Genomic DNA, 20502 nt, shown 5'->3' on the forward strand with positions numbered 1-20502 from the left:
CGCGACGGGACGGCCGAGCGCCGAGGGACTTCACGATGCTGAAAGTAATCGGCGTAGCGGACTTTCGGCCCTACGGGCACGACCCACGCTGCGGGCACAGTCTTGCCAGGTGAGTCGGTGGGGCGAGAGCAGTGGAGGATGGGATGTCGCTGGTGTCGGAGGTGTGGTCGTCGACGTCGTTCCCGGAAGTCGCCGTGTTCGCCACCGGCCGGGTACCGGCCCTCGAGCGGGAACGCTTCGCCGGTACGGTCGGCCGCCTGCTGCGGCGATTCCCTGTCGCGGGCGCCGCCCGCCTGCGGATCACGGCCCCGGACAGCGACGACGGCCCGATGGTCATCCAGGTGAATCTGTCCGTCGGTGACACCTGCGCGCGAATCCAGACGTTGGCACATCGTCGTGGTGACGCGTTGCCGACGGTGATCCGGTTGCAACGGCAGATCAAGGCGTTGCAGAAGCCGTGGGAGCCGCGGCCGTGGCCGGATCCGGACCGTCGGCCGCTGGACGCACCCGGCCCGGGAGAACTGGTCCGCCGCAAGGCGGTTGCGCTGACAACGGGCTCGCTGCCCGCGGCGACGGCGCTCTTGGACGCGATGGATTACGACGCGCATCTGTTCACCGATGCCGAGACCGGGGAGGACGCCGTCATCTACCGCGCCGGACCGTTCGGGCTGCGGATGGCGCGCCAGCACAGTGTCCATACGCCACACTCGATCGTCGGCAGTTCGGGACTGTTCACCATCAACCCCCGACCGGCACCGGCGCTCACCGAAACACGAGCAGTGGAACGCGTATGCGAATACGGATTGCCGTTCCTGTTCTACACCGACCCACCGTCGGGACGCGGCCGTCTGATGTATCGCCGCTACGACGGCGGCCTGACGCTCGTCGCACCCCGCACCGGCGCCATCGACACGGCGACCGACTGAAAGTCGTCACTTCCCCGGCGTTATCCGTCCGGCCTCGGTCGTCGCTGATCGCGACCGGGCCGGGCCGCGACCGATCATCTCTCCCTTCCGTAGCAATGCGCAAAGAAAGGCGGACACGACGTTGGCGCGTGATCTGACACAGCTGGAGATCCTCACCGAGCTCGAACCTTTCGCGGGTGCCGCGTTGAACCGGCACCTGTCCATGGTCAAGGAGTGGCATCCCCACGACTACGTGCCCTGGGACGAAGGACGCAACTTCGCGATGCTCGGCGGGATCGATTGGGAGCCAAGGCAATCACGGCTCTCCGAGGTGGCGAAGGCGGCCTTGATCACGAATCTGCTCACCGAGGACAACCTTCCGTCCTATCACCGCGAGATCAGTGCCAGCTTTTCCCGAGACGGCGCGTGGGGGTCGTGGGTGGGACGATGGACCGCCGAGGAGGCCCGCCACAGCATCGCCCTGCGTGACTACCTGGTCGTCACACGGGGCGTCGACCCGGTCGCGTTGGAGAACGACCGTATGGCGCACATGTCCACCGGCTTCGGCGCGCCGGTGGAGCGAGCGGACACCGACTTCGACGGCGGGTTCCTGTACTCGGTGGCGTACGTGTCCTTCCAGGAGTTGGCCACCCGCATCAGCCACCGCAACACGGCGGCGGTCTGTGACGACCCCGTCGCCGACCGCATGCTGCAACGCATCGCCGCCGACGAGAACCTGCACATGATCTTCTACCGCGGCATGTGCGGCGCCGCCTTGGATCTGGTGCCCGATCAGGCCATCGAAGCGATCGACCTGATCGTGCGCAACTTCCGGATGCCGGGCACCGGCATGCCCAACTTCCGGCGCAACGGCGTCCTCATGGCCAAACACGGCATCTACGATCTGCGCCAGCACCTGGAAGAAGTGCTCCAACCCGTCATCCGGCAGTGGAACATCCTCGACCGCGACGACTTCGGGCCACGCGGCGAGCAAGCCCGCGAACGACTCGCCGCCTTCTTGGACGACCTCACGGAAGTGCGCATTCCCCGGTTCGAGGAACAACGCGACCGTGCCCTCGCCCGGGAAGCACGCCGGGGTGTCGGCGCCGCTGCGGGATAGTACGCCCGGGTAGGTCCTCCCCGCCGAGACGACCGTCAGCCCACATAGCGACGCGCGGGGGAACGGCGCTGCGATTCTTCCAGCAGCACGAGGCCCGCCTCCACTGGCGGAGGTAGGACTTTTCGTTCGCGCAGCACCCACGGCATCCCACGCAGTGTGTCCAGGACGGCCGCGGCGGTCGTCAGGTCGGCCGGAGCCGATCCGAGTACGACGGCGGTCCGCCGGGCGGCGCTGCGGGCCGGGCGGCGCAACCACAGCGTCCACAACGTGTTCCGGATGCCGAGCCTGCGACGGTGCGTCGGATCACGGGTGGTGGACGGCTCGTGGTGGATCAGGATGTCCTCCATCCAGCACATCCACCAGCCGTGCGCCGCGAGGTCGAGGGCGAGCAGTTCCTCTTCGCCCGCGAACCACAGACGCCGGGAGAAGCCGCCGACCTCCCGGAACGCGCTGACCCGGAAGGCGGACAGCGCGGCCATCACGCCGAGCAAAGCGGGGCCGGGCAGCCAGTCGGGCCCGACGACCGGTGAGTCGCGCAGTTCCGGCGTGATCGGGTCTTCTCGGAGATCGGGTGCGACCAGGCATCGTCCGGTCACCGAGCCGAGGCCGGGGTATCGGTCGAGCACATCGGCGGCGCGGGTCAAGGCGCCCGGCTGCCATCGGGTGTCGTCGTCGCAGAACGCGACATACGGCGTTGCCGTCCGCTCGACCGCGATATTCCTGGCCACCGCGCCGAGGTTCTCCGCCGAGCGGATGAGTATTACCGAGGGGAACGCCGCGGCGACCGCGTCGGCGGTGCCGTCCGTGGACCCGTTGTCGACGAGGATGATCGGCGCCGCGTCGGGCAGCGTGGTCATGTGCGCCAGGGTGCGCAGCAATTGTTCGCGCCGGTTGCGGGTCATGATGACGACCGTCATTCGTTCCGTGACCATCCGTCACTTCCTTCCATGGGCGAGTTCCAGCGTCCTGGCACGGCGCTCGACCTCCGGCGGCAGCGTGCGCCGCTGCGCCAGCGCCCTCGGCAGGCGGCGAACGACCCCCGCGAACGCCAGCAACATTCGGGGGTCCCGCGCCGCTCGGCGCAACAGGCCCGCGGACTCGGCAGCGGACCGCCGCAACGGCCGCCGCATCCAAGCGATCAACGCGTTGTTGCGCTGTTCGGTCCGTCTGCGCCACGCGTGCGGCGGGCGCCGCGCCGAGGGGTGGTGATGGGCGCGCACTCGCGCCACGTAACAGAGGTCCCAGCCGCACGCCGCCATATCGAGTGACAGCAGGCGTTCCTCGGCGCCGAAATGCAACAGCGGGCTGAACCCGGCGGCCTGCAGATACGCCTCTCTCCGGACGATCGCCGCGCAGGCGAGGAAGCCGAGAACCAACGGGCCCGGCAGACCGGGGGGATGCCCGAGCGGGCTGCTCGCCATCAGTTCGTTGACGGGATCGTCACGGTGGTCGGCGCCGACAAGCGTGCGTCCGGCGATCAGGCCGAGTCGCGGATGGGCATCAAGCACCCGCTCGGCTTCGCGCAGCGCGTCCTCGGCCCACCACGAGTCGTCGTCGCTGAACGCGACGTAGGGCGTGCGGGCCAGTGCGACGCCGAGGTTGCGCGCCGCCGCGCCGAGATTGCGGGGCAGCCGGACGACGCGCACATCCGGGAATGCCTCCGCCGCGCCGACCGTGCCGTCGACCGAAGCGTTGTCCAGTACCACGATCGCGGGAGCCGGGCGCAGTGCGCGCAATTCGGTCAAGGTGCGGGCCAGTTCGGCCGCGCGGTTGCGGGTGGCGATGACGACGGTGGTCTTCGCCACCGTCGGCGCGCTCACGCAGGCCGTCCCGCGAGCAGTTCGTCGAGCAGGTCGCTGGTCAAGGCGTCGGCCGAGGGGAACTCCCGCCGCCGCGCGCGTTCGCGCCCCGCCGGTGCCAGGCACCAGCGCCACCACGGGTCGAACGCGCCCGCGTCGGCGGTCTGCTCGGCGGACACCAGCGCAGGCCAGTCCAGCGCCCTCGCCTGCGCGGTGACCTTCCCTCCGCCCGCGATGGGATCCACCGCGAGGACCGGGATCCCGGCTCGCAGGCCCAGCACCAAGCCGTGCAGTCGAGTGGTGATCACCGCGTCCAGGCGAGCGAACACCGACGCGAGCTGGTCGGGTGTGCGGCACAGGCGCCAATCGTCGGACGTCAATCTGGTGTCGAGCGGTAGTCGCGCGCAGTCGAGTTCGCGCAGCCACCGCAGCAACGCGCGATGCACCGACCGGTGCCGCCTGGCCACGCCGTACTCGGCCTGGCCAGGGGCGAAGACGACTCCCACCACGGGGACGCTCACCGTGGACGCCCCGACCGCCATGTCCGGTCGCGCGATGGACGGACCGTCGCGCGGCAAGATGCGGTGGAACCCGGTGACCGCGGCATCGGCCGGATCGAGGATGGAGACGCCCACCGCGATGCGTCGGCAGTTGGCGTACCGTTCGTGCAGGAACCGGACCTGTTCACCGTGCGCGGGCCCGCACACGAACACCAGGTGCGAATATCGCCCGGAGTCCGCGTCGTCCAGATTCATCCCGTCGGAACGAAACCCCGGCTCCACGCCGTGTCGTGGGGTATCGCGGCGGAGACCAGCGCGTCACACACTCGGCTCATGCTCAACACGTCCCCGGCCGTCGCTTCCCCGTGCAGGAAGCTGGGCCACCCGGTGACAAGTACCCGCATGTCTCTGCCCATACCCGCTGCGTTCCAGGTCAATCAGCCGCGACGGCGACCTGTCCGCTCGGTGACCGCGAAGACCGGGGTGCGGCGTCCTAGCTCGGGGCCGGGCGCAGGTGCACGACCTTCGTCTGGGTCATCTCGTCCAGCAATTCCGGCCCGTAACCGAAACCGGACCCGCTGGCCCGCCGCGGGTGCGCCGCTCCCCCGGGCGCCCCGCCGAACACCGAGTTGATCTTCACCGTCCCCACCGGCAGTTCCCGCCAAGCGTGCTGCGCGTTGGCCATAGACGGCGTGAGCACGGTGGCCGCGAGCCCGTAGTCGTCGGTCGCGGCCTCGGCGATGCCCTGCTCGAACGTATCCACCACCCGTACCGGCGCGATCGGACCGAAGGTCTCCTCCCGCATGATCCGCATGGCCGGATCGCACTGTGCCAGTACGGTGGCCGGATAGTGCGCACCGGCGCCGTCCGGCAGCACACCGCCCGTCAGCAGTTCGGCGCCGCGCTCCACCGCGTCGCGGACGTGCGCGTGGACCTGCTCGCGATGATGACGGTCGACCAGCGGCGCTGGGTTCCAGGACTCGGCTTCGGCCACCAGCGCCGCCAGGAAGGCCTCCGCGACGTCCCCGTGCACGAAGATCCGCTCGACGGACACGCAGATCTGGCCGGAGTTCGCGAACGCGCCGAGCGCCGCCTGCCCGGCCGCCCAGACGGGATCCACACCGGCGTCGACGACGAGCGCGTCGTTGCCACCGTTCTCCAGCAGTGCCTTCGCACCGGTGTCGGCGACGCTGCGCGCGATCGACCGTCCCGTGGCGGTGCTGCCGACATGCGCGATGACGTCCACATCGAGACGTGCGGCGAGCAGCGCGCCGACCCGGCCGTCGCCTTGCACCGTCTGCAGAACGCCACCGGGAAGCGCTCGGGAAAGCAACTCGCCGAGCAGAGCTCCGGTGTGCGGTGCGCGTTCGCTCGGCTTGTACACGACCGTGTTTCCCGTGACCAACGCCGCGCCGAGCAAACCGCAGGACACCGCGACGGGATCGTTCCACGGCGTCAGCGCGACGACGACGCCGCGGGGCTCCCAGACCATGAGGTCGGTCGCCTCGAAAGCTCCTTGCAGACTTCGGCCTCGGTGCAACGGTCCCAGTTCGGCATATTGCTCGAGCGTCGCGGCACCGGCCAGCACCCCCTCCTTGCTCTCCGACCGTGGACGTCCGGTTTCGAGCCGATTGAGTTCGGCCAGTTCATCGGCATGCTCGCGGAGCAGAGCAGCACCGGCGCGGACCGCGACGGCCCGCTCAGCCGCCGTTGTTCGCGCCCAGCTGGTTTGCGCGCGATTCGCCAGATCAACCTGCCGATCGATCTCGGCGGTATCCGACATGGGCACCTTGCCGACGGTGGCGCCGCTGGCGGGATCGAAGATCTCGATTGTTTCGGTCGCGCGTAGTTCAGTGGCCGACGGGGCAGCATGGGGTGCGCTCATATCGCGGCCATTGCCTGGCATCCATGGTTCAAACCGGTCGCGCGTCGGCCGCATCGGTACCGCCGCGCGGCAGTCCCAGGACACCGACATAGCCACAAGTTTGCTGTCGGGCCGCGCCGACCAGGTTTGATCCGGCGGCAATAGGCAAGAGCTACCGGCATGGCCGGAAAGATCGAGCGGCTCACGGTGCTGCTGTGGCACGTGCACGGCTCGTGGACGACGTCGTTCGTCCGAGGGCGGCACCGTTATCTGCTGCCCGTGGTGGAAGGCGGCGGGCCGTGGGGCCGTGGACGGTGCGGCCGCGACTGGCCGTCCGCCGCGGAGGTGCCCGCTGACCACTTGCGCGAAACCGAGCCGGACGTGGTCGTGCTCCAGCGCCCGGAGGAAATCGAGCTCACCGAACGATGGCTCGGTCGTCGTCCCGGGGCCGATATTCCCGCGGTCTTCGTCGAGCACAACGCGCCGCGGCCCAGCGCTGCCACCAGCAGGCATCCGCTGGCGGATCGCGCCGACATCCCGCTCGTGCACGTCACGCATTTCAACGACTTGATGTGGGACAGCGGACGCGCGCCCACCCGGGTGGTGCCGCACGGAATCGTCGACCCCGGCGCGCGCTACACCGGTGAACTGTCTCATGGCGTGGCGCTGATCAACGAGCCGATGCGGCGCGGAAGGATCACCGGGAGTGATCTCCTGCCCGACTTCGCGATGGCGGGACCGATCGATGTGTACGGGATCGGAGCCGGCGACTACACGGCGAACAGGTCCACCGGGCACCCGATCCGCGGCATCGGCGACTTGCGGCAGTCGGCATTGCATCCGGACATGGCGCGCAGAAGGGTGTACCTGCACACCGCGCGCTGGACCTCGCTCGGATTGTCCCTTCTCGAAGCCATGCACCTGGCCATGCCGGTGGTAGCCCTCGCCACCACCGAGGCCGTCATGGCGGTGCCCCCCGAAGCCGGCGCCGTCTCCACCGATGTCGCGGTGCTCACCGCGAAGTTCCACGAGTTTCTCCACGAACCCGATCTCGCGGCGCTGGCGGGCAAGTCGGGACGGCAGTTCGCGCTCGAGCACTACGGCCTCGAGGTCTTCCTGCGCCGGTGGGATGCCCTGCTCGCCGAGGTCGCCGAATGAAGGCAGTGTCCCGGAGAGAGAAGGCGGAATCATGAAGATCGCGATGGTGTCCGAACACGCCAGTCCGCTCGCGGTGCTGGGCGGCGTCGATGCCGGTGGGCAGAACGTTCATGTCGCCGAGCTGTCCGCTGCCCTGTGCAGGCAGGGGCACGAGGTCACCGTCTACACGCGCCGCGAGGAGGCCGACGCGCCCGACATGGTTACCGCCGAACAGGGTTACCGCGTCGTCCACGTCCCGGCCGGTCCCGCTCGTCCGCTGCCGAAGGACGAATTGCTGCCGCACATGGTCGAATTCGGCATTTTCCTGCGTGAGCACTGGCGCGACCTGCGGCCGGATGTCGTGCACGCGCATTTCTGGATGTCCGGACTCGCCGCCCTGTCGGGGGCACGCCCCACCGACATTCCGGTCGTACAGACCTTTCACGCGCTGGGCGTGGTGAAGCGCCGCCACCAAGGTGCGAACGACACCAGTCCGGCCGACCGGACACGCCTCGAACGGCTGATCGCCGGACAAACCGACCGGATCATCGCCACCTGCACCGACGAGGTGTTCGAACTGGCCAGGCTTGGCGTCCCCCGGTCCAAGACTTCGGTGATCCCGTGCGGCGTGGACCTCGAACAGTTCGCACCCGAAGGACCGAAAGAGCCGAAGTCGGCCGAGTACCGGATGATCAGCGTCGGCAGGTTGGTGCCCCGCAAAGGTTTCGACACCGCGATCACCGCGCTCACCGGACTGCGGAACGCCGAGTTGGTCTTGGTCGGCGGCCCGGACGATGCCGAGCTCGCCGACGACCCGGAGGGCAGGCGGCTGCTGGCCCTGGCGGACGAACTCGGCGTACGAGAACGGCTGCGCATGCTGGGCCGGGTGCCGAGGACCCGGATAGCTCCGCTCCTGAGATCGGCAGACGTGGCCGTGTGCACGCCGTGGTACGAGCCCTTCGGGATGACGCCACTCGAAGCGATGGCGTGCGGCGTTCCCGTGGTGGCCACCGCGGTCGGCGGCCTCATCGATACCGTCGTCGACGGTGTGACCGGCAGGCTGGTTCCACCGCGGGAGCCCGCGGAACTGGCCGACGCGGTCGGCGAGCTGCTGACCACACCAGGGGTCCGGGAGCGCTACGGCCGCGCCGGGCGCGAGCGTGTCGAGTCGCGCTATTCATGGGATCGGATCGCCACCGAAACCCTCCACGCGTACCGCCGGGTGACCGCACGCGCGGGCGCGCGCAACGGACATGGGCCCACCGACAGCCGTTCGCTCGACGGCACCAGCGACAGCGGCAAGCTTGCTCCCGAGTCACCGTCGACAGATCGTGGTCTTCGCGCGAGCGGCCGCGGGTAGGCCACAGCATGTCCGAACCCTGCGAACGCGCGTTGGTCACCGGCGGATGCGGTTTCGTCGGATCACACCTCTGTGAGCAGTTGCTCGACGCGGGCACCGTCGTGGTCGCGCTCGACAACTTCGCCACGTCCACACCGGACAACGTCGCCCGGCTGCTGGCCCGTCCCGGATTCGACCTCATCCAGCACGACGTCACCGAGCCGCTGCCGACGATGGGCTTCTTCGATGTCGTCTTCCACCTCGCGTCGGCCGCGTCGCCACCGGACTACCTGCGACTGCCGATCGAGACACTACGAGCCGGCTCCCTCGGCACCGCCAACGCCCTCGATTCGGCCGAGCGGCATCGAGCTCGTTTCGTGCTCGCATCGACCAGCGAGGTCTACGGCGACCCGGGTGTCCACCCGCAACCCGAGCATTACTGGGGTCACGTGAATCCGGTCGGGCCGCGCAGCGTCTATGACGAGGCGAAGCGGTATGCCGAGGCTTTCACGATGGCATTTCGCCGGGAGCGTGGCGCGAACACCGGGATCGCCCGGATCTTCAACACCTACGGTCCCCGCATGCGTACCGACGACGGCCGGATGGTGCCCACCTTCATCGCACAGGCGTTGGCGGACGCACCGCTCACCATCGCGGGAACCGGCGAGCAGACCCGCTCGCTGTGTTATGTCGAAGACACGGTGCGCGGCCTGCTCGCGTTGGCGTCGACCGACCATCCGGGGCCGGTCAACATCGGTAATCCGCACGAGATATCCGTCCGCGGCCTCGCCGAGGAGATCCGAGCGGCAACCGGCAGCCGTTCCATCGTGACGTATGTCGACAGCGCGATCGATGATCCGAAACGGCGCTGCCCGGACATCTCGCTGGCCCGGCGCGAATTGGGCTGGTGGCCGTTGATCGGCAGGAAGGAAGGACTGCGCCGCACGATCGACTGGTTCGCCGGGCGCACGGCCGAGTCGGCCGAAGAGTCCGTGCGCTGAGCGGCGCCCGACGGCGGATCGGTTTAGTCGCGACTTCACCGGGTAGCGCCCCCCTTGTATGCCAGCGGGCGAACCGGGTCCCGCGCGTCTCGAACCGCGTCTCGAACAGAAAGGCGGCCCGTGCGCATTCTCGGAATCAACGCGGTATTTCATGATCCTGCTGCGGCTCTGATCGTGGACGGCGAAATCGTCGCGGCCGCCGAGGAAGAGCGGTTCACCCGCCGCAAGCACGGCAAGCGCCCGGTGCCCTTCTCCGCATGGGAACTGCCCGAACAAGCCGCCGCATGGTGTCTGGAGCGAGCGGGATTACGCCCCGACCAGCTCGACGCGGTGGGCTACTCCTACGACCCGGCACTGGTCGATCATTCGCTCGGCGGTCTCGATCGGAAAAGCGAGGCGACCAGAACGGACTACGCGTTCCGAGCGCCCGCTTTCCTCGCGGCCGCGTTGCCCGGCCTCGATCCCACCATCGTGCGTTTCGTGCGACATCACCTGGCGCACGCCGCGTCCGCGGCCCTCGCGGCCCCGTCCGGCGACTCGGCGGTGCTGGTGGCCGACGGACGCGGCGAGAGCCAGTCCTATCTCGCCGGGGAATATCGAGACGGCAAGTTCGTGGAGCTGGCGGCACAGCGGCTGCCGCACTCGCTCGGATTGATGTACGAGGACCTCACCGAGCATCTGGGCTTCACCCGGTCCAGCGACGAGTACAAGGTCATGGCACTGGCCTCCTACGGCACCCCCCGCTTCCTCGATCGGTTCCGCCAACTCGTGTATTCCACCCGGGACGGTGGTTTCCGTACCGAGGCCGTGAACTGGTCGGACTTCGCCCCCACGGTCATCGGCGGTGAGTTCGGCCGAGACCACGCCGACCTCGCCGCCAGCGTCCAACGACGACTCGAGGACGTGTTGCTCGAGTTGACCTCTTGGCTGCATCGCCAGACCCGGCAGCGAACCCTCACGCTGGCCGGCGGCATCGCGCTGAACTGCGTGGCCAACAGCCGTCTGCACGCCGAAGGCCCCTACGAGCGGATCTGGGTCCAGCCTGCCGCGGGCGACGCGGGCACCGCACTGGGCGCCGCGCTGCAATTGGCGGCCGAGTTCGGGGAGCGGGTCACCCCGATGCGGGGCGCCGACCTCGGCCGCGAATGGACGGACGCCGAGCTGGAAACCGTGCTCCGCACGGCCAAGGTCCGGTACACGAAATCCAACGACATCGCGGCGGACGTGGCGCAAGCGCTCGCGGAAGACCAGGTGGTGGCCTGGTTCCAGGGCCGGTCCGAATTCGGCCCGCGCGCACTCGGCCACCGTTCGCTGCTCGCTCACCCCGGCCGGTCGGCGAATCTCGAACGCCTCAACGATGTGAAGGGGCGCGAACAGTTCCGGCCGCTGGCACCGATGGTGCTCGCCGACCGGGCGTCCGAGATCTTCGGACGCGGGCCGCTGCCGAGCCCGTACATGCTGTTCGTGCACGACGTCGCGCCGGAGTGGCGAGAGCGGATTCCCGCCGCGACACATGTCGACGGCACCGCGCGGGTACAGACCGTAGATCCCGCCGACAAGCCGGTTTTGGCACGCATGCTGGCGGAGTTCGATCGGCACACGGGTCTGCCGGTAGTGATCAACACCAGCCTGAACACGGCGGGCAGGCCGATGGTCGATTCACCGCGCGACGCCCTCGAATGCTTCGGTTCGGCACCCATCGATCTGCTCGCCATCGGCTCATTCGTGGTCCGTCGCCCATGAACGGCCCCACCGTGGACTACAGCATCGTGATCCCGACCATGGGCCGGGAAAGTCTTCGCGCGCTGCTCGAGTCGCTGGACACGGCGTCGGGACCGAAACCACGGGAGATCATCGTGGTGGACGATCGGCCACGAGCCGGGGACCTACCGTTGCCCGCGACGGTGTCTTCGGTTCAGGTCATCCGCTCGGGCGGACGCGGACCCGCCGCGGCCAGGAACGCCGGGTGGCGGCATGCCGAAGGAACCTGGATCGCTTTCCTCGATGACGATGTGCTCACCGCGCCGGATTGGCCCGCCCGCTTGGCCGAGGACCTGCGTGATCTCGACGACAACACGGCGGCTTCCACGGCCCGCATCGAGGTTCCACTGCCGAAGCACCGCAGGCCGACCGACGCCGAACGCGGGATCGCACGGCTGGCCACGGCGCAGTGGATCACGGCGGACATGGCCTATCGCCGGTCCGCGCTGATCGCGGTGGGTGGCTTCGACGAACGGTTCCCGCGGGCGTTCCGCGAGGACGCCGATCTGGCACTCCGGGTCTGCCTCGCGGGTTACGTCATCGCGGCCGGACAACGCGTCACTCGCCACCCGCTTCGCGAATCGGGACCGATGGCCAGTGTCCGAGCACAACGCGGGAACGCCGACAACGCCCTATTGCGGCGGAAATACGGCGCTCGATGGCGGCAGCGGATCGGCGAAGAGGCCGGACTTCTCCGCCACCACGCGTTCACTACGGCCGCGGGCGCGGTGGCCATGGCGCTCGGCATCGCGGGCCGCAAACTGCCCGCCCTCGTTTTCGCGGCCATCTGGACGGCGCTGACCGGTGCATTCGCAGCGCGCCGGATCGCACCCGGACCCCGAACACCCGGCGAGATCGGCCGGATGACGCTGAGCAGCGCGCTGATTCCACCGGCCGCGTGCTGGCACCGACTGCGCGGCGAGCTGCGTCACCGGAACGCGACCCACGCCTCGCCGCTGGCGTTGCTGTTCGACCGCGACGACACCCTCATCATCGATGTCCCCTACCTCGCCGACCCCACCGAGGTCCAGCCGGTGCCAGGAGCCGCCGACGCGCTGCGGAAAGTGCGCGCGGCGGGCATCCAGCTCGGCATCGTGAGCAACCAGTCCGGCGTAGCGCGAGGATTGATCAGCCCCGAACAGCTCGCCGCGGTGAACGCCCGAGTCGAGGATCTGCTCGGACCGTTCGCGACCTGGCAGGTGTGCGTGCACGGCGAAGGCGGCGGCTGCGGGTGCCGCAAACCGGAGCCGGGCCTGATCCGGCAGGCCGCCGCGGATCTCGGCGTCGACATCGGCAGGTGTGTGGTCATCGGCGACACCGGCGCCGACGTCGCCGCCGCGCAGTCCGCGGGCGCACGCGCGATCCTGGTGCCGACGGCGAGAACCCTCCCCGGCGAGGTGCACCGCGCGCGTCGCGAAGCGACCGTGGCGCGGGATCTGACCGAGGCCGTCCGGCTGGCGCTGGCGGGTGTGCCGTGACCGGCCGGGCGCTGGTGGCCCGCATGGACAATTTCGGCGATGTGCTGCTGGCGGGGCCGTGCGTCCGAGCGGTGGCCGCGCAGGTCGATTCGGTGACGCTGCTGGCCGGGCCGCGCGGCCGAGCCGCCGCGGACCTTCTGCCGGGTGTGGAGCAGGTCGTGACGTGGCGCGCGCCGTGGATCGATCTGGAGCCACCCGCGGTCACGTCGGCGGGCATCGATGCCTTTGTCGAGCGGATACGCGCGCTCGAGGTGGATCTCGCGTTGATCCTCACGTCCTTCCACCAATCGCCGCTGCCGCTGGCGCTGCTGCTTCGGATGGCCGGTATTCCCTGGATCGGCGCGATCTCGGAGGACTACCCCGGTTCGTTGCTGGATCTGCGCCATCGCGTCGAGGGCGATCCGCCCGAAGCCGAACGGGCGTTGTCGCTCGCCGCGGCGGCCGGCTTCCGGCTGCCGCCCGGCGACGACGGGAAACTCGCTGTCCGGCAGCCGTTGCCGAAGGTCGGCGGACTCACCGGCGAACCGGGTTACGTGGTCATGCATCCGGCCGCGTCGGTACCGGCGCGGCAGCCGTCGTCGTCCCGTTCCGCGGCCATCGTCGCCGCACTGACCAGCGCCGGTCACCGGGTGATCGTGACCGGCGCTCCCGCCGACCGGCCGCTCACCGGCGCCGTCGCGGGCAGACACGGCATCGACCTCGGTGGAGCCACGACCCTGCCCGAACTCGCCGCCGTGCTCCGCGACGCGAGCGTCGTGGTGGCGCCCAACACCGGCCCGGCGCATCTCGCCGCGGCCGTCGGGACACCCGTGGTCTCGCTGTTCGCACCGGTCGTGCCCGCCGAGCGGTGGGCCCCCTACGGCGTGCCGGTGGCCATGCTCGGTGACCAACGCGCGCCGTGCCGCGGCAGCAGAGCCCGGGTCTGCCCGGTGGCGGGGCATCCGTGCCTCGACTCGATCACCCCCGAGCAGGTCGTCACGGTGGCGGAAGAACTCGGTGCGGGCAGCCTCACGCGCCTGCGGACAGGAGGTGCGGGGTGATCGAAGACCATTTCGCGGCTTTGCACGCGGCGCTGGACCGCACCAGTTGCTTCGCACCCGATATCCGCAGATGGGGCAGGCAACTCGCGGTCGTGCTCGCCAACGGTGGACGGTTGCTCGCCTGCGGTAACGGCGGCAGCGCCGCGGAAGCCCAGCACCTGACCGGTGAGCTGGTCGGCCGCTTCCGCAACGAGCGCCGTCCGTTCTCGGCGATCGCGCTGCACGCCGACACCTCGGCGGGTACCGCGATCATCAACGACTACGGCGAGACCGAACTGTTCGCCCGCCAGGTCCGCGCGCACGGCAGGCCCGACGACATCCTCGTCTTGTTGTCCACCAGCGGCACCAGCCACAACGTGGTTGCCGCGGCGAAAGCGGCGCACGACATCGGCGTCGTCACGTGGGCCATGACCGGGCCTGCGCCCAATCCGCTCGCGGCGCTGTGCGACGACGCCGTCGCCGTGGACGCGCCCACCACGGCCACTGTGCAGGAAGTGCATCTGGTCTTGGTGCACGCTCTGTGCTCGGCGCTCGACGATGCACTGGGGGTACCGACATGAAGCCGTTGGTCGTGGTCGGCGACAGCATTCTGGACGTCGACATCGAAGGCGTCGCGGAGCGGTTGTCGCCCGAAGCGCCCGTGCCCGTCGTGGACGTGGAACGCCAGTGGATACGCCCGGGCGGTGCCGGGCTGGCCGCCGCGCTGGCCGCGCAGTCGGTCGCCGAGGTCTCGCTCATCACGGCGACCGCCGACGACCACGACGGCCGCATCCTCACCCGGCTCCTCGACCAGCACGTTCGAGTCGTTCCGATCGCGCTGCGCGGCAAGACGGTTCGCAAGGCCCGCGTCCGCGCCGCGGGACAGTCGCTGTTGCGAATGGACACCGGCGACGGCACCGCGGACGGCGGCTCGGTGAGCGCCGCGGTTACCAGGACACTGCGGGCGGCCGGGGCGATCCTCGTGGCGGACTACGGCCGGGGTGTCGCCGCGCATCCCCGGATCCGGAGCCTGCTCACCGAACTGGCTCGGTCGGTACCGGTGGTGTGGGATCCGCACCCGCGCGGCCCCGCGCCGACGCCGGGAGCACAACTGGTCTCGCCGAACCTGAAAGAGGCACGCCAGTTCGCGCCGGGATATGTCGAACCCGACGAGTTGGCGAAGGTGCTCCGAGACGAGTGGGCAGCGGATTCCGTCGCGGTTACCACCGGTCCGGGCGGAGCGGTCCTGGCCAATGGGAAACGGCTCACTGTGGTTCCGGTACCTGCCGACGTCCGTCTCGCCGGGCATTCCGGTTCCGACACTTGCGGCGCGGGTGACCGATTCGCCTCGGCCGCGACCGCCGCCCTGTTCGGCGGCTCCACGGTCGCCCACGCGGTGTCGCACGCGGTCGACGCGGCGGCCAGGTTCGTCGCGGCGGGCGGCGCGGCCACGTTGTCCACGTGCGACAGCACGGCCGTGGCCACGGCAGGGCCGACCGACACGAATGAGTCGGCGTTCGAGGTGGCGGCGCGAATCAGGGCGCGTGGCGGCCGACTCGTCGCCACCGGTGGCTGTTTCGATCTGCTGCATCCCGGCCATGTGAGCCTGCTGCGCCAGGCTCGCGCCATGGGTGACGCCTTGGTGGTCTGTCTCAACTCCGATGCGTCGGTGCGGCGCCTGAAAGGGCCGCGCCGGCCGATCGTCACCGCACGTGACCGTGCCCGGCTGCTCGTCGAACTGTCCTCGGTCGACGCCGTCGTCGTGTTCGACGAATCCTCGCCGAGCGCACTGCTGGACCGCCTTCGCCCCGATGTGTGGGTCAAGGGCGGCGACTACTCCGGCGTGGATCTCCCCGAGGCCGCGGTCGTTCGCGGTTACGGCGGCGAGATCGCGCTGATCCCCACTGTTCCCGGTTACTCGACTACACAACTGGTCACCGCGAGCCAGGTCGGCGGCTGACCCGAGAACATAAGGAGCGCGATGCGAACCCTCGGCAATGTCCTGATCACCGGTGGCGCTTCCGGGCTCGGCGCGGCGGTCACCGCCGCCGTCCGCGCGAACGGGGGCCGCCCCTATGTGATCGACCGGGTGGAGCCCGAGGCACCCGTCGATTTCGTGCGTGCCGATCTCGCCGACACCGTCGCCGCCGAACAAGCCGTGCACGAGATCATCGAGCGCACGGGGGGCCGGATCGACGGCGTGTTCACCGCGGCGGGGACCGACGCCTGCGGCCCACTGGACCAAGTGCCAACGAAGAAATGGGAATACGTGGTCCAGGTCAATCTGTTCGGCACCGCCGCCGTGATTCGTGCCGCCCTTCCGGCGCTGCGGGAGAGCAAGGGAACGGTCGTGACGTGTGCTTCCACCCTGGGCATCAAGGCGGTCGGTCACGCGACCGCCTATTGCGCCTCGAAATTCGGCGTCGTGGGCTTCACCAGGGCGCTCGCCGCCGAAACGGCGGGCAGCGTCGGGGTGACCCTGCTCATCCCGGGCGGGATGCACACGGCGTTCTTCGACGACCGCGACGAGCAGTACAAGCCGCCGCCCGACGCGAAACTCAACCAACCGCAGGACGTCGCCGACGCGGTGGTCTTCGCGCTCCGGCAGCCGCCGGGCTGCGAGGTCAGGGAGATGGTCGTGTGCGCCTCGGAAGAGGGATCGTGGCCCTGACGCGCACGATCCTGGTGCTGCGGGCACTCGGGCTCGGCGACCTGCTGACCATCGTGCCCGCCTTGCGCGGGATCAGAAGCGCCCACCCCGGCCACCGGGTGGTGCTCGCGGCGCCGGCAGCGCTGCGTGACCTCGTCGGCCTCATCGACGCGGTCGACGAACTGCTGCCGACGGCGGGACTTGGTGCGCTTCGATGGCCCACGGCGCCACCGAGGCTCGCGGTCAACCTGCACGGCAAAGGACCGGAGAGCATCCGCGATCTGTTGACGGCAGGCCCGGATGCACTACTGACCCACCACAATCCGGAATTTCCCGACCTGCCCGGCCCCGCGTGGCGCGACGACGTGCACGAAGTGGATCGCTGGTGCCGCCTGCTGGAATACGGTGGGATCGACGCCGATCCAACCGAACTGCTGCTGCCGGCCCCACCGCGACCCGCCCCCGAATCGAATGCGGTCGTGATCCATCCCGGCGCGGCGTATCCCGCGCGGCGCTGGCCGTCCGAACGCTTCGCGCGAGTGGCGCGTGAACTCGTCGCCGACGGTCATCGAGTGGTGATCACCGGGAGCAGAGACGAAATGCGCTTGGCCAACGCGGTCGCCGAGAAGGCCGGGCTCCCGCCCTCGGCGGTGTACGCGGGACGCACCGATCTGACCGAACTCGCCGCACTGGTGGCCGACGCGGCTCTGGTCGTGTGCGGTGACACCGGCGTCGGGCATCTCGCCACCGCGTTCGGCACAGCGTCGGTAGTGCTGTTCGGGCCCACGCCCCCGAACCGGTGGGGGCCGCCCCCGGACGCGGAACACCACATCGCGCTGTGGGCCGGGACGGTCGGCGACCCGCACGCCGATTATCCGGATCCGGGCCTGCTCATGGTGCGACCCGAACATGTGCTCACGGTCGCGGCCGACTTGCTCGGACAGCGGGTCCGCCATGGGTAGTCGCGTCGGCGTGGTCGGCGCCGGTTATGTGGGGCTCACCAGCGCCGCATGCCTCGCCCACCTCGGACACCACGTGATCTGCGTCGACAACGACGAAGCCAAAGTGGCGGCGCTGCGTACGGGTGCGGTCGCGATCGTCGAGCCCGGGTTGCCGGAACTGGTTCGAGAGGGACTGGAGGAAAATCGGCTGGTCTTCACATCGGACGCGCAGGCGCTGCACGAATGCGAAGTGGTCCTGTTGTGCCTTCCCACGCCCATGGGCACCGGCGGTACGGCCGACCTCGGCGTGCTCGAGGACGCGCTGAGGACGTTGGCCACCGTCCTGCCACCGGACTGTGTGCTCGTCACCAAATCCACCGTCCCGGTGGGGACGGCAGCGCGGATTCCCGCCCTGTCCGGTCTCGCGGGCACGGCGGTGGTCAGCAACCCCGAATTCCTCCGGGAGGGCCACGCGGTCGAGGATTTCCTGCGCCCCGACCGGGTTCTCCTCGGCGCGGCCGAGCACGATCGGGAGTCGGCCGACCGTGTCGCGGCGCTCTACGCCGGAACGGGCGCACCGGTGCTGCGTTCCGACTCTGCCAGCGCCGAACTGGCAAAGTACGCCAGCAACGCGTTTCTCGCGGTGAAGCTCTCGTTCGTCAACACACTGGCCGAACTGTGCGAACGAGTCGGCGCCGACATCACCAAGGTCACCGGCGCGATGGGGATGGACGACCGGATCGGTCCCGCCTTTCTCGCTCCCGGCCCCGGCTGGGGCGGCTCGTGCCTGCCCAAGGACACGCGCGCGCTCCTGCGTGCCGCGGAAGCTCGGGGTGTGGACTTCGCCATGGTTCGCAATGCCTTGCAAGCCAATGACCGCCAGCAGGCGATGGTGCTGCGCAAGATCCGCCGCGCGGTCACCGATTCGGTCGACGGCTCGCTGGCCGGAACCCGGATCGGCGTGCTCGGCCTCGCGTTCAAAGCCGGAACCGGCGATCTGCGCGACTCCCCCGCCGTCGCGGTCGCGCGGCAGCTGACCCGGCACAGCGCCGTGGTCACCGCCTACGACCCGTGTGTGCCGGCGGGCACCCCGGGTCTGGACGGCATCCGCGTGGTGGACGACCCCTACCTGGTGGCGAAAGACGCCGGCGCGCTGGTGATCCTCACCGAGTGGCCCGAATTCCGTTCGCTCGACTGGGCGAAACTCGCGACCGATGTCGACCGACCCGTAATCGTCGACACGAGAAACCTTCTCGACGAGCGCCTGCTCACCCGCACCGGATTCACGGTGCTGGGCAACGGCACCTCCGGCGCTTCCGACGGCGGACGGGCCTTTTAGACACGCTCGTGCAGGGCCCAGGTCGAGTACGCGAAGCCGGTCTCGGCACCGGCGATCTGCTGGCCACCGGAACGCCGTCCGGCGTCGGTTACGCCCGCACCCCGCCTGGCTGGTGCAGCCGGGCGACACCGCGAAGGCGTGGGCGACTTCGGCACCGTCCGGCGCCCACGCCTACGGGGCACAGGACGAGGTCGACGCACGGCACGACAGCACGCGACATCTCGGCCGAGGAGTCCGGCACAGCGCGCCGGCCGTCGATGCCGCACACTGCTCCCATGACGACGCCCGAATCGCGAACCGGATCGATGTTCCGGTGGACTCCGGTAGCCACCGGCGCGGTGATCGCGCCCGGCGAGCGATTGACCTGGCCGCGCACGATCGGGATCGGATTGCAGCATGTGGTGGCGATGTTCGGCGCCACCTTCCTGGTGCCGGTCCTCACCGGGTTCCCACCGTCGACGACGCTGCTGTTCTCCGGGGTCGGCACCCTGCTGTTCCTGGTGATCACCCGCAACCGGCTGCCGAGCTATCTGGGTTCGAGTTTCGCGATCATCGCTCCGGTCCTCGCGGCCACCGCCTCCGCCGGAATGGGTGCGGCGCTGGGCGGCATCGTCGTGGTGGGCGTCGTGCTGATCGTCATCGGCGCGGTGGTGCACTTCGCAGGCACCCACTGGATCGAAGCGCTGATGCCGCCGGTGGTCACCGGCACCATCGTCGCCCTGATCGGGCTGAACCTGGCGCCGACCGCCAAGACGAATTTCGAGAAGGACGCGATCACCGCGACGGTCGTGCTCGTCCTACTGATCCTGTGTCTGGTGCTCTTTCGCGGGTTGCTCGGCAGGCTGGCGATCGTCACCAGTGTCGTGCTCGGCTATCTGCTCGCGCTCGCCCGCGGCGAGGTCGACACCGCGGCGATCGGGGAGGCTTCCTGGGTGGGGCTGCCCGACTTCCACGCACCGAGCTTCCACCTCTCGGTGATCCCGATGTTCCTGCCGGTGGTCCTGGTACTCGTGGTGGAGAACATCGGGCACGTCAAGTCGATCACCACGATGACCGGTATCGACTACGACCGGCGCATGGGCCGCGCGCTGGCGGCCGACGGTCTGGCGACCGTACTGGCAGGCAGCGGCGGCGGTTCGGCGACCACCACGTACGCGGAGAACATCGGCGTGATGGCCGCGACGAAGGTGTACTCCACCGCCGCGTACTGGGTGGCCGGCGCCGCGGCGATCGCGCTCAGCCTCTCACCGAAGGTGGGAGCCGTGATCGCCGCCATCCCGGCCGGGGTGCTCGGTGGCGTGACGACGGCACTCTACGGCTTGGTCGGAATCCTCGGCGTGCACATCTGGGTGAGCAACCGGGTGGACTTCGGCAAGCCGATCAACCAGTTCACCGCGGCCATCCCGCTGGTCATTGGCATCGCCGACTTCACATGGGTGGTAGGCGAACTCGACTTCGGTGGTATCACGCTGGGCGCCGTCGCGGCGCTGGTGATCTACCACGCCATGCGGCTCATCGGGGGATGGCGCGGGACGGTCGTCCCTGACAACGCGCACGGGGTGCGGAAGCCGGTGGAACCGACGGATCGGTGACCGTCGGCGATTCCGGGCAACAGCGATCGACGCTCCATGCGCTGGGAACCTGGAGGA

At 69.6% G+C, this 20502-nt stretch carries 18 protein-coding genes; 14 read left to right on the forward strand and 4 right to left on the reverse strand.

The window, feature by feature from the left end; translation table 11 throughout:
• The first annotated feature begins 143 nt into the window (after positions 1-143).
• Both ACWESM_RS30090 and ACWESM_RS30095 read left to right on the forward strand, forming a co-directional pair.
• Positions 144-926 carry a sigma 54 modulation/S30EA ribosomal C-terminal domain-containing protein gene (locus tag ACWESM_RS30090; protein ID WP_397278028.1) on the forward strand — a complete coding sequence of 261 codons (783 nt, stop codon included), beginning with the start codon at positions 144-146 and terminating at the stop codon, positions 924-926.
• A gap of 121 nt (positions 927-1047) precedes the next feature.
• Positions 1048-2025: an acyl-ACP desaturase gene (locus ACWESM_RS30095; protein WP_397278030.1), complete on the forward strand. Its 978-nt coding sequence runs from the start codon at positions 1048-1050 to the stop codon at positions 2023-2025.
• A gap of 35 nt (positions 2026-2060) precedes the next feature.
• Here the strand turns inward: ACWESM_RS30095 and ACWESM_RS30100 are convergent, their stop codons facing one another.
• The 4 genes from ACWESM_RS30100 to ACWESM_RS30115 form a co-directional block, all read right to left on the reverse strand.
• Positions 2061-2957 (reverse strand): glycosyltransferase family 2 protein, encoded by an 897-nt coding sequence (locus ACWESM_RS30100; protein WP_355074189.1) that lies wholly within the window; start codon positions 2955-2957, stop codon positions 2061-2063.
• Positions 2958-2960: 3 nt separating this feature from the next.
• The gene (locus ACWESM_RS30105) at positions 2961-3845 is read right to left on the reverse strand and encodes a glycosyltransferase family 2 protein (protein WP_355074191.1); all 885 of its coding nucleotides are present in this window, start codon (positions 3843-3845) and stop codon (positions 2961-2963) included.
• Positions 3842-4579, reverse strand: coding sequence for a polysaccharide pyruvyl transferase family protein (locus tag ACWESM_RS30110; protein WP_452494635.1), 738 nt, complete (start codon positions 4577-4579; stop codon positions 3842-3844). Before ACWESM_RS30110 ends, ACWESM_RS30105 begins: the two co-directional genes overlap by 4 nt.
• A gap of 238 nt (positions 4580-4817) precedes the next feature.
• On the reverse strand, positions 4818-6209 hold the full coding sequence (locus ACWESM_RS30115) for an aldehyde dehydrogenase family protein (protein WP_452494637.1): 1392 nt from the start codon (positions 6207-6209) through the stop codon (positions 4818-4820).
• Between the two features lie 159 nt (positions 6210-6368).
• On the opposite strand from ACWESM_RS30115, the gene ACWESM_RS30120 reads away from it, so the two are divergent.
• The 12 genes from ACWESM_RS30120 (at position 6369) to ACWESM_RS30175 (ending at position 20445) form a co-directional block, all read left to right on the forward strand.
• Positions 6369-7346, forward strand: a complete 978-nt coding sequence (locus ACWESM_RS30120; protein ID WP_364426702.1) for a glycosyltransferase — start codon at positions 6369-6371, stop codon at positions 7344-7346.
• Between the two features lie 31 nt (positions 7347-7377).
• On the forward strand, positions 7378-8685 hold the full coding sequence (locus tag ACWESM_RS30125; RefSeq protein WP_452494639.1) for a glycosyltransferase: 1308 nt from the start codon (positions 7378-7380) through the stop codon (positions 8683-8685).
• An 8-nt stretch (positions 8686-8693) separates the two neighbouring features.
• Positions 8694-9665: an NAD-dependent epimerase/dehydratase family protein gene (locus ACWESM_RS30130; protein WP_355074197.1), complete on the forward strand. Its 972-nt coding sequence runs from the start codon at positions 8694-8696 to the stop codon at positions 9663-9665.
• 120 nt (positions 9666-9785) lie between these two features.
• Complete coding sequence (locus tag ACWESM_RS30135) at positions 9786-11408, forward strand: carbamoyltransferase family protein (protein ID WP_452494642.1); 1623 nt, start codon at positions 9786-9788, stop codon at positions 11406-11408.
• Positions 11405-12904 carry an HAD-IIIA family hydrolase gene (locus ACWESM_RS30140; RefSeq protein WP_452494644.1) on the forward strand — a complete coding sequence of 500 codons (1500 nt, stop codon included), beginning with the start codon at positions 11405-11407 and terminating at the stop codon, positions 12902-12904. The genes ACWESM_RS30135 and ACWESM_RS30140 overlap by 4 nt, the downstream gene beginning before the upstream one ends.
• A complete protein-coding gene (locus tag ACWESM_RS30145) occupies positions 12901-13944 on the forward strand; it encodes a glycosyltransferase family 9 protein (protein WP_364426716.1) in 1044 nt (347 codons plus the stop codon). The genes ACWESM_RS30140 and ACWESM_RS30145 overlap by 4 nt, the downstream gene beginning before the upstream one ends.
• Positions 13941-14504: a D-sedoheptulose-7-phosphate isomerase gene (locus ACWESM_RS30150; protein ID WP_355074204.1), complete on the forward strand. Its 564-nt coding sequence runs from the start codon at positions 13941-13943 to the stop codon at positions 14502-14504. Before ACWESM_RS30145 ends, ACWESM_RS30150 begins: the two co-directional genes overlap by 4 nt.
• On the forward strand, positions 14501-15883 hold the full coding sequence (locus ACWESM_RS30155; RefSeq protein WP_452494646.1) for a PfkB family carbohydrate kinase: 1383 nt from the start codon (positions 14501-14503) through the stop codon (positions 15881-15883). The genes ACWESM_RS30150 and ACWESM_RS30155 overlap by 4 nt, the downstream gene beginning before the upstream one ends.
• A 21-nt stretch (positions 15884-15904) precedes the next feature.
• Positions 15905-16594, forward strand: coding sequence for an SDR family oxidoreductase (locus ACWESM_RS30160; protein ID WP_356969335.1), 690 nt, complete (start codon positions 15905-15907; stop codon positions 16592-16594).
• Positions 16585-17535 carry a glycosyltransferase family 9 protein gene (locus ACWESM_RS30165; RefSeq protein WP_452494649.1) on the forward strand — a complete coding sequence of 317 codons (951 nt, stop codon included), beginning with the start codon at positions 16585-16587 and terminating at the stop codon, positions 17533-17535. The genes ACWESM_RS30160 and ACWESM_RS30165 overlap by 10 nt, the downstream gene beginning before the upstream one ends.
• The gene (locus ACWESM_RS30170; protein WP_397278049.1) at positions 17528-18853 is read left to right on the forward strand and encodes a UDP-glucose dehydrogenase family protein; all 1326 of its coding nucleotides are present in this window, start codon (positions 17528-17530) and stop codon (positions 18851-18853) included. Before ACWESM_RS30165 ends, ACWESM_RS30170 begins: the two co-directional genes overlap by 8 nt.
• A gap of 305 nt (positions 18854-19158) precedes the next feature.
• A complete protein-coding gene (locus tag ACWESM_RS30175) occupies positions 19159-20445 on the forward strand; it encodes a uracil-xanthine permease family protein (protein WP_452494672.1) in 1287 nt (428 codons plus the stop codon).
• Positions 20446-20502 lie beyond the last annotated feature (57 nt).

This window comes from Nocardia sp. NPDC003999, from assembly GCF_053604885.1.

Bases quoted from the DNA above. Each gene is read 5' to 3' on its own strand.
- ACWESM_RS30090 (WP_397278028.1), top strand. From the start codon at position 144: ATGTCGCTGGTGTCGGAGGTGTGGTCGTCGACGTCGTTCCCGGAAGTC.
- ACWESM_RS30140 (WP_452494644.1), top strand. From the start codon at position 11,405: ATGAACGGCCCCACCGTGGACTACAGCATCGTGATCCCGACCATGGGC.
- ACWESM_RS30100 (WP_355074189.1), bottom strand. From the start codon at position 2,957: ATGGTCACGGAACGAATGACGGTCGTCATCATGACCCGCAACCGGCGC.
- ACWESM_RS30130 (WP_355074197.1), top strand. From the start codon at position 8,694: ATGTCCGAACCCTGCGAACGCGCGTTGGTCACCGGCGGATGCGGTTTC.
- ACWESM_RS30155 (WP_452494646.1), top strand. From the start codon at position 14,501: ATGAAGCCGTTGGTCGTGGTCGGCGACAGCATTCTGGACGTCGACATC.
- ACWESM_RS30175 (WP_452494672.1), top strand. From the start codon at position 19,159: ATGTTCCGGTGGACTCCGGTAGCCACCGGCGCGGTGATCGCGCCCGGC.
- ACWESM_RS30125 (WP_452494639.1), top strand. From the start codon at position 7,378: ATGAAGATCGCGATGGTGTCCGAACACGCCAGTCCGCTCGCGGTGCTG.
- ACWESM_RS30160 (WP_356969335.1), top strand. From the start codon at position 15,905: ATGCGAACCCTCGGCAATGTCCTGATCACCGGTGGCGCTTCCGGGCTC.
- ACWESM_RS30115 (WP_452494637.1), bottom strand. From the start codon at position 6,209: ATGAGCGCACCCCATGCTGCCCCGTCGGCCACTGAACTACGCGCGACC.
- ACWESM_RS30120 (WP_364426702.1), top strand. From the start codon at position 6,369: ATGGCCGGAAAGATCGAGCGGCTCACGGTGCTGCTGTGGCACGTGCAC.
- ACWESM_RS30110 (WP_452494635.1), bottom strand. From the start codon at position 4,579: ATGAATCTGGACGACGCGGACTCCGGGCGATATTCGCACCTGGTGTTC.
- ACWESM_RS30170 (WP_397278049.1), top strand. From the start codon at position 17,528: ATGGGTAGTCGCGTCGGCGTGGTCGGCGCCGGTTATGTGGGGCTCACC.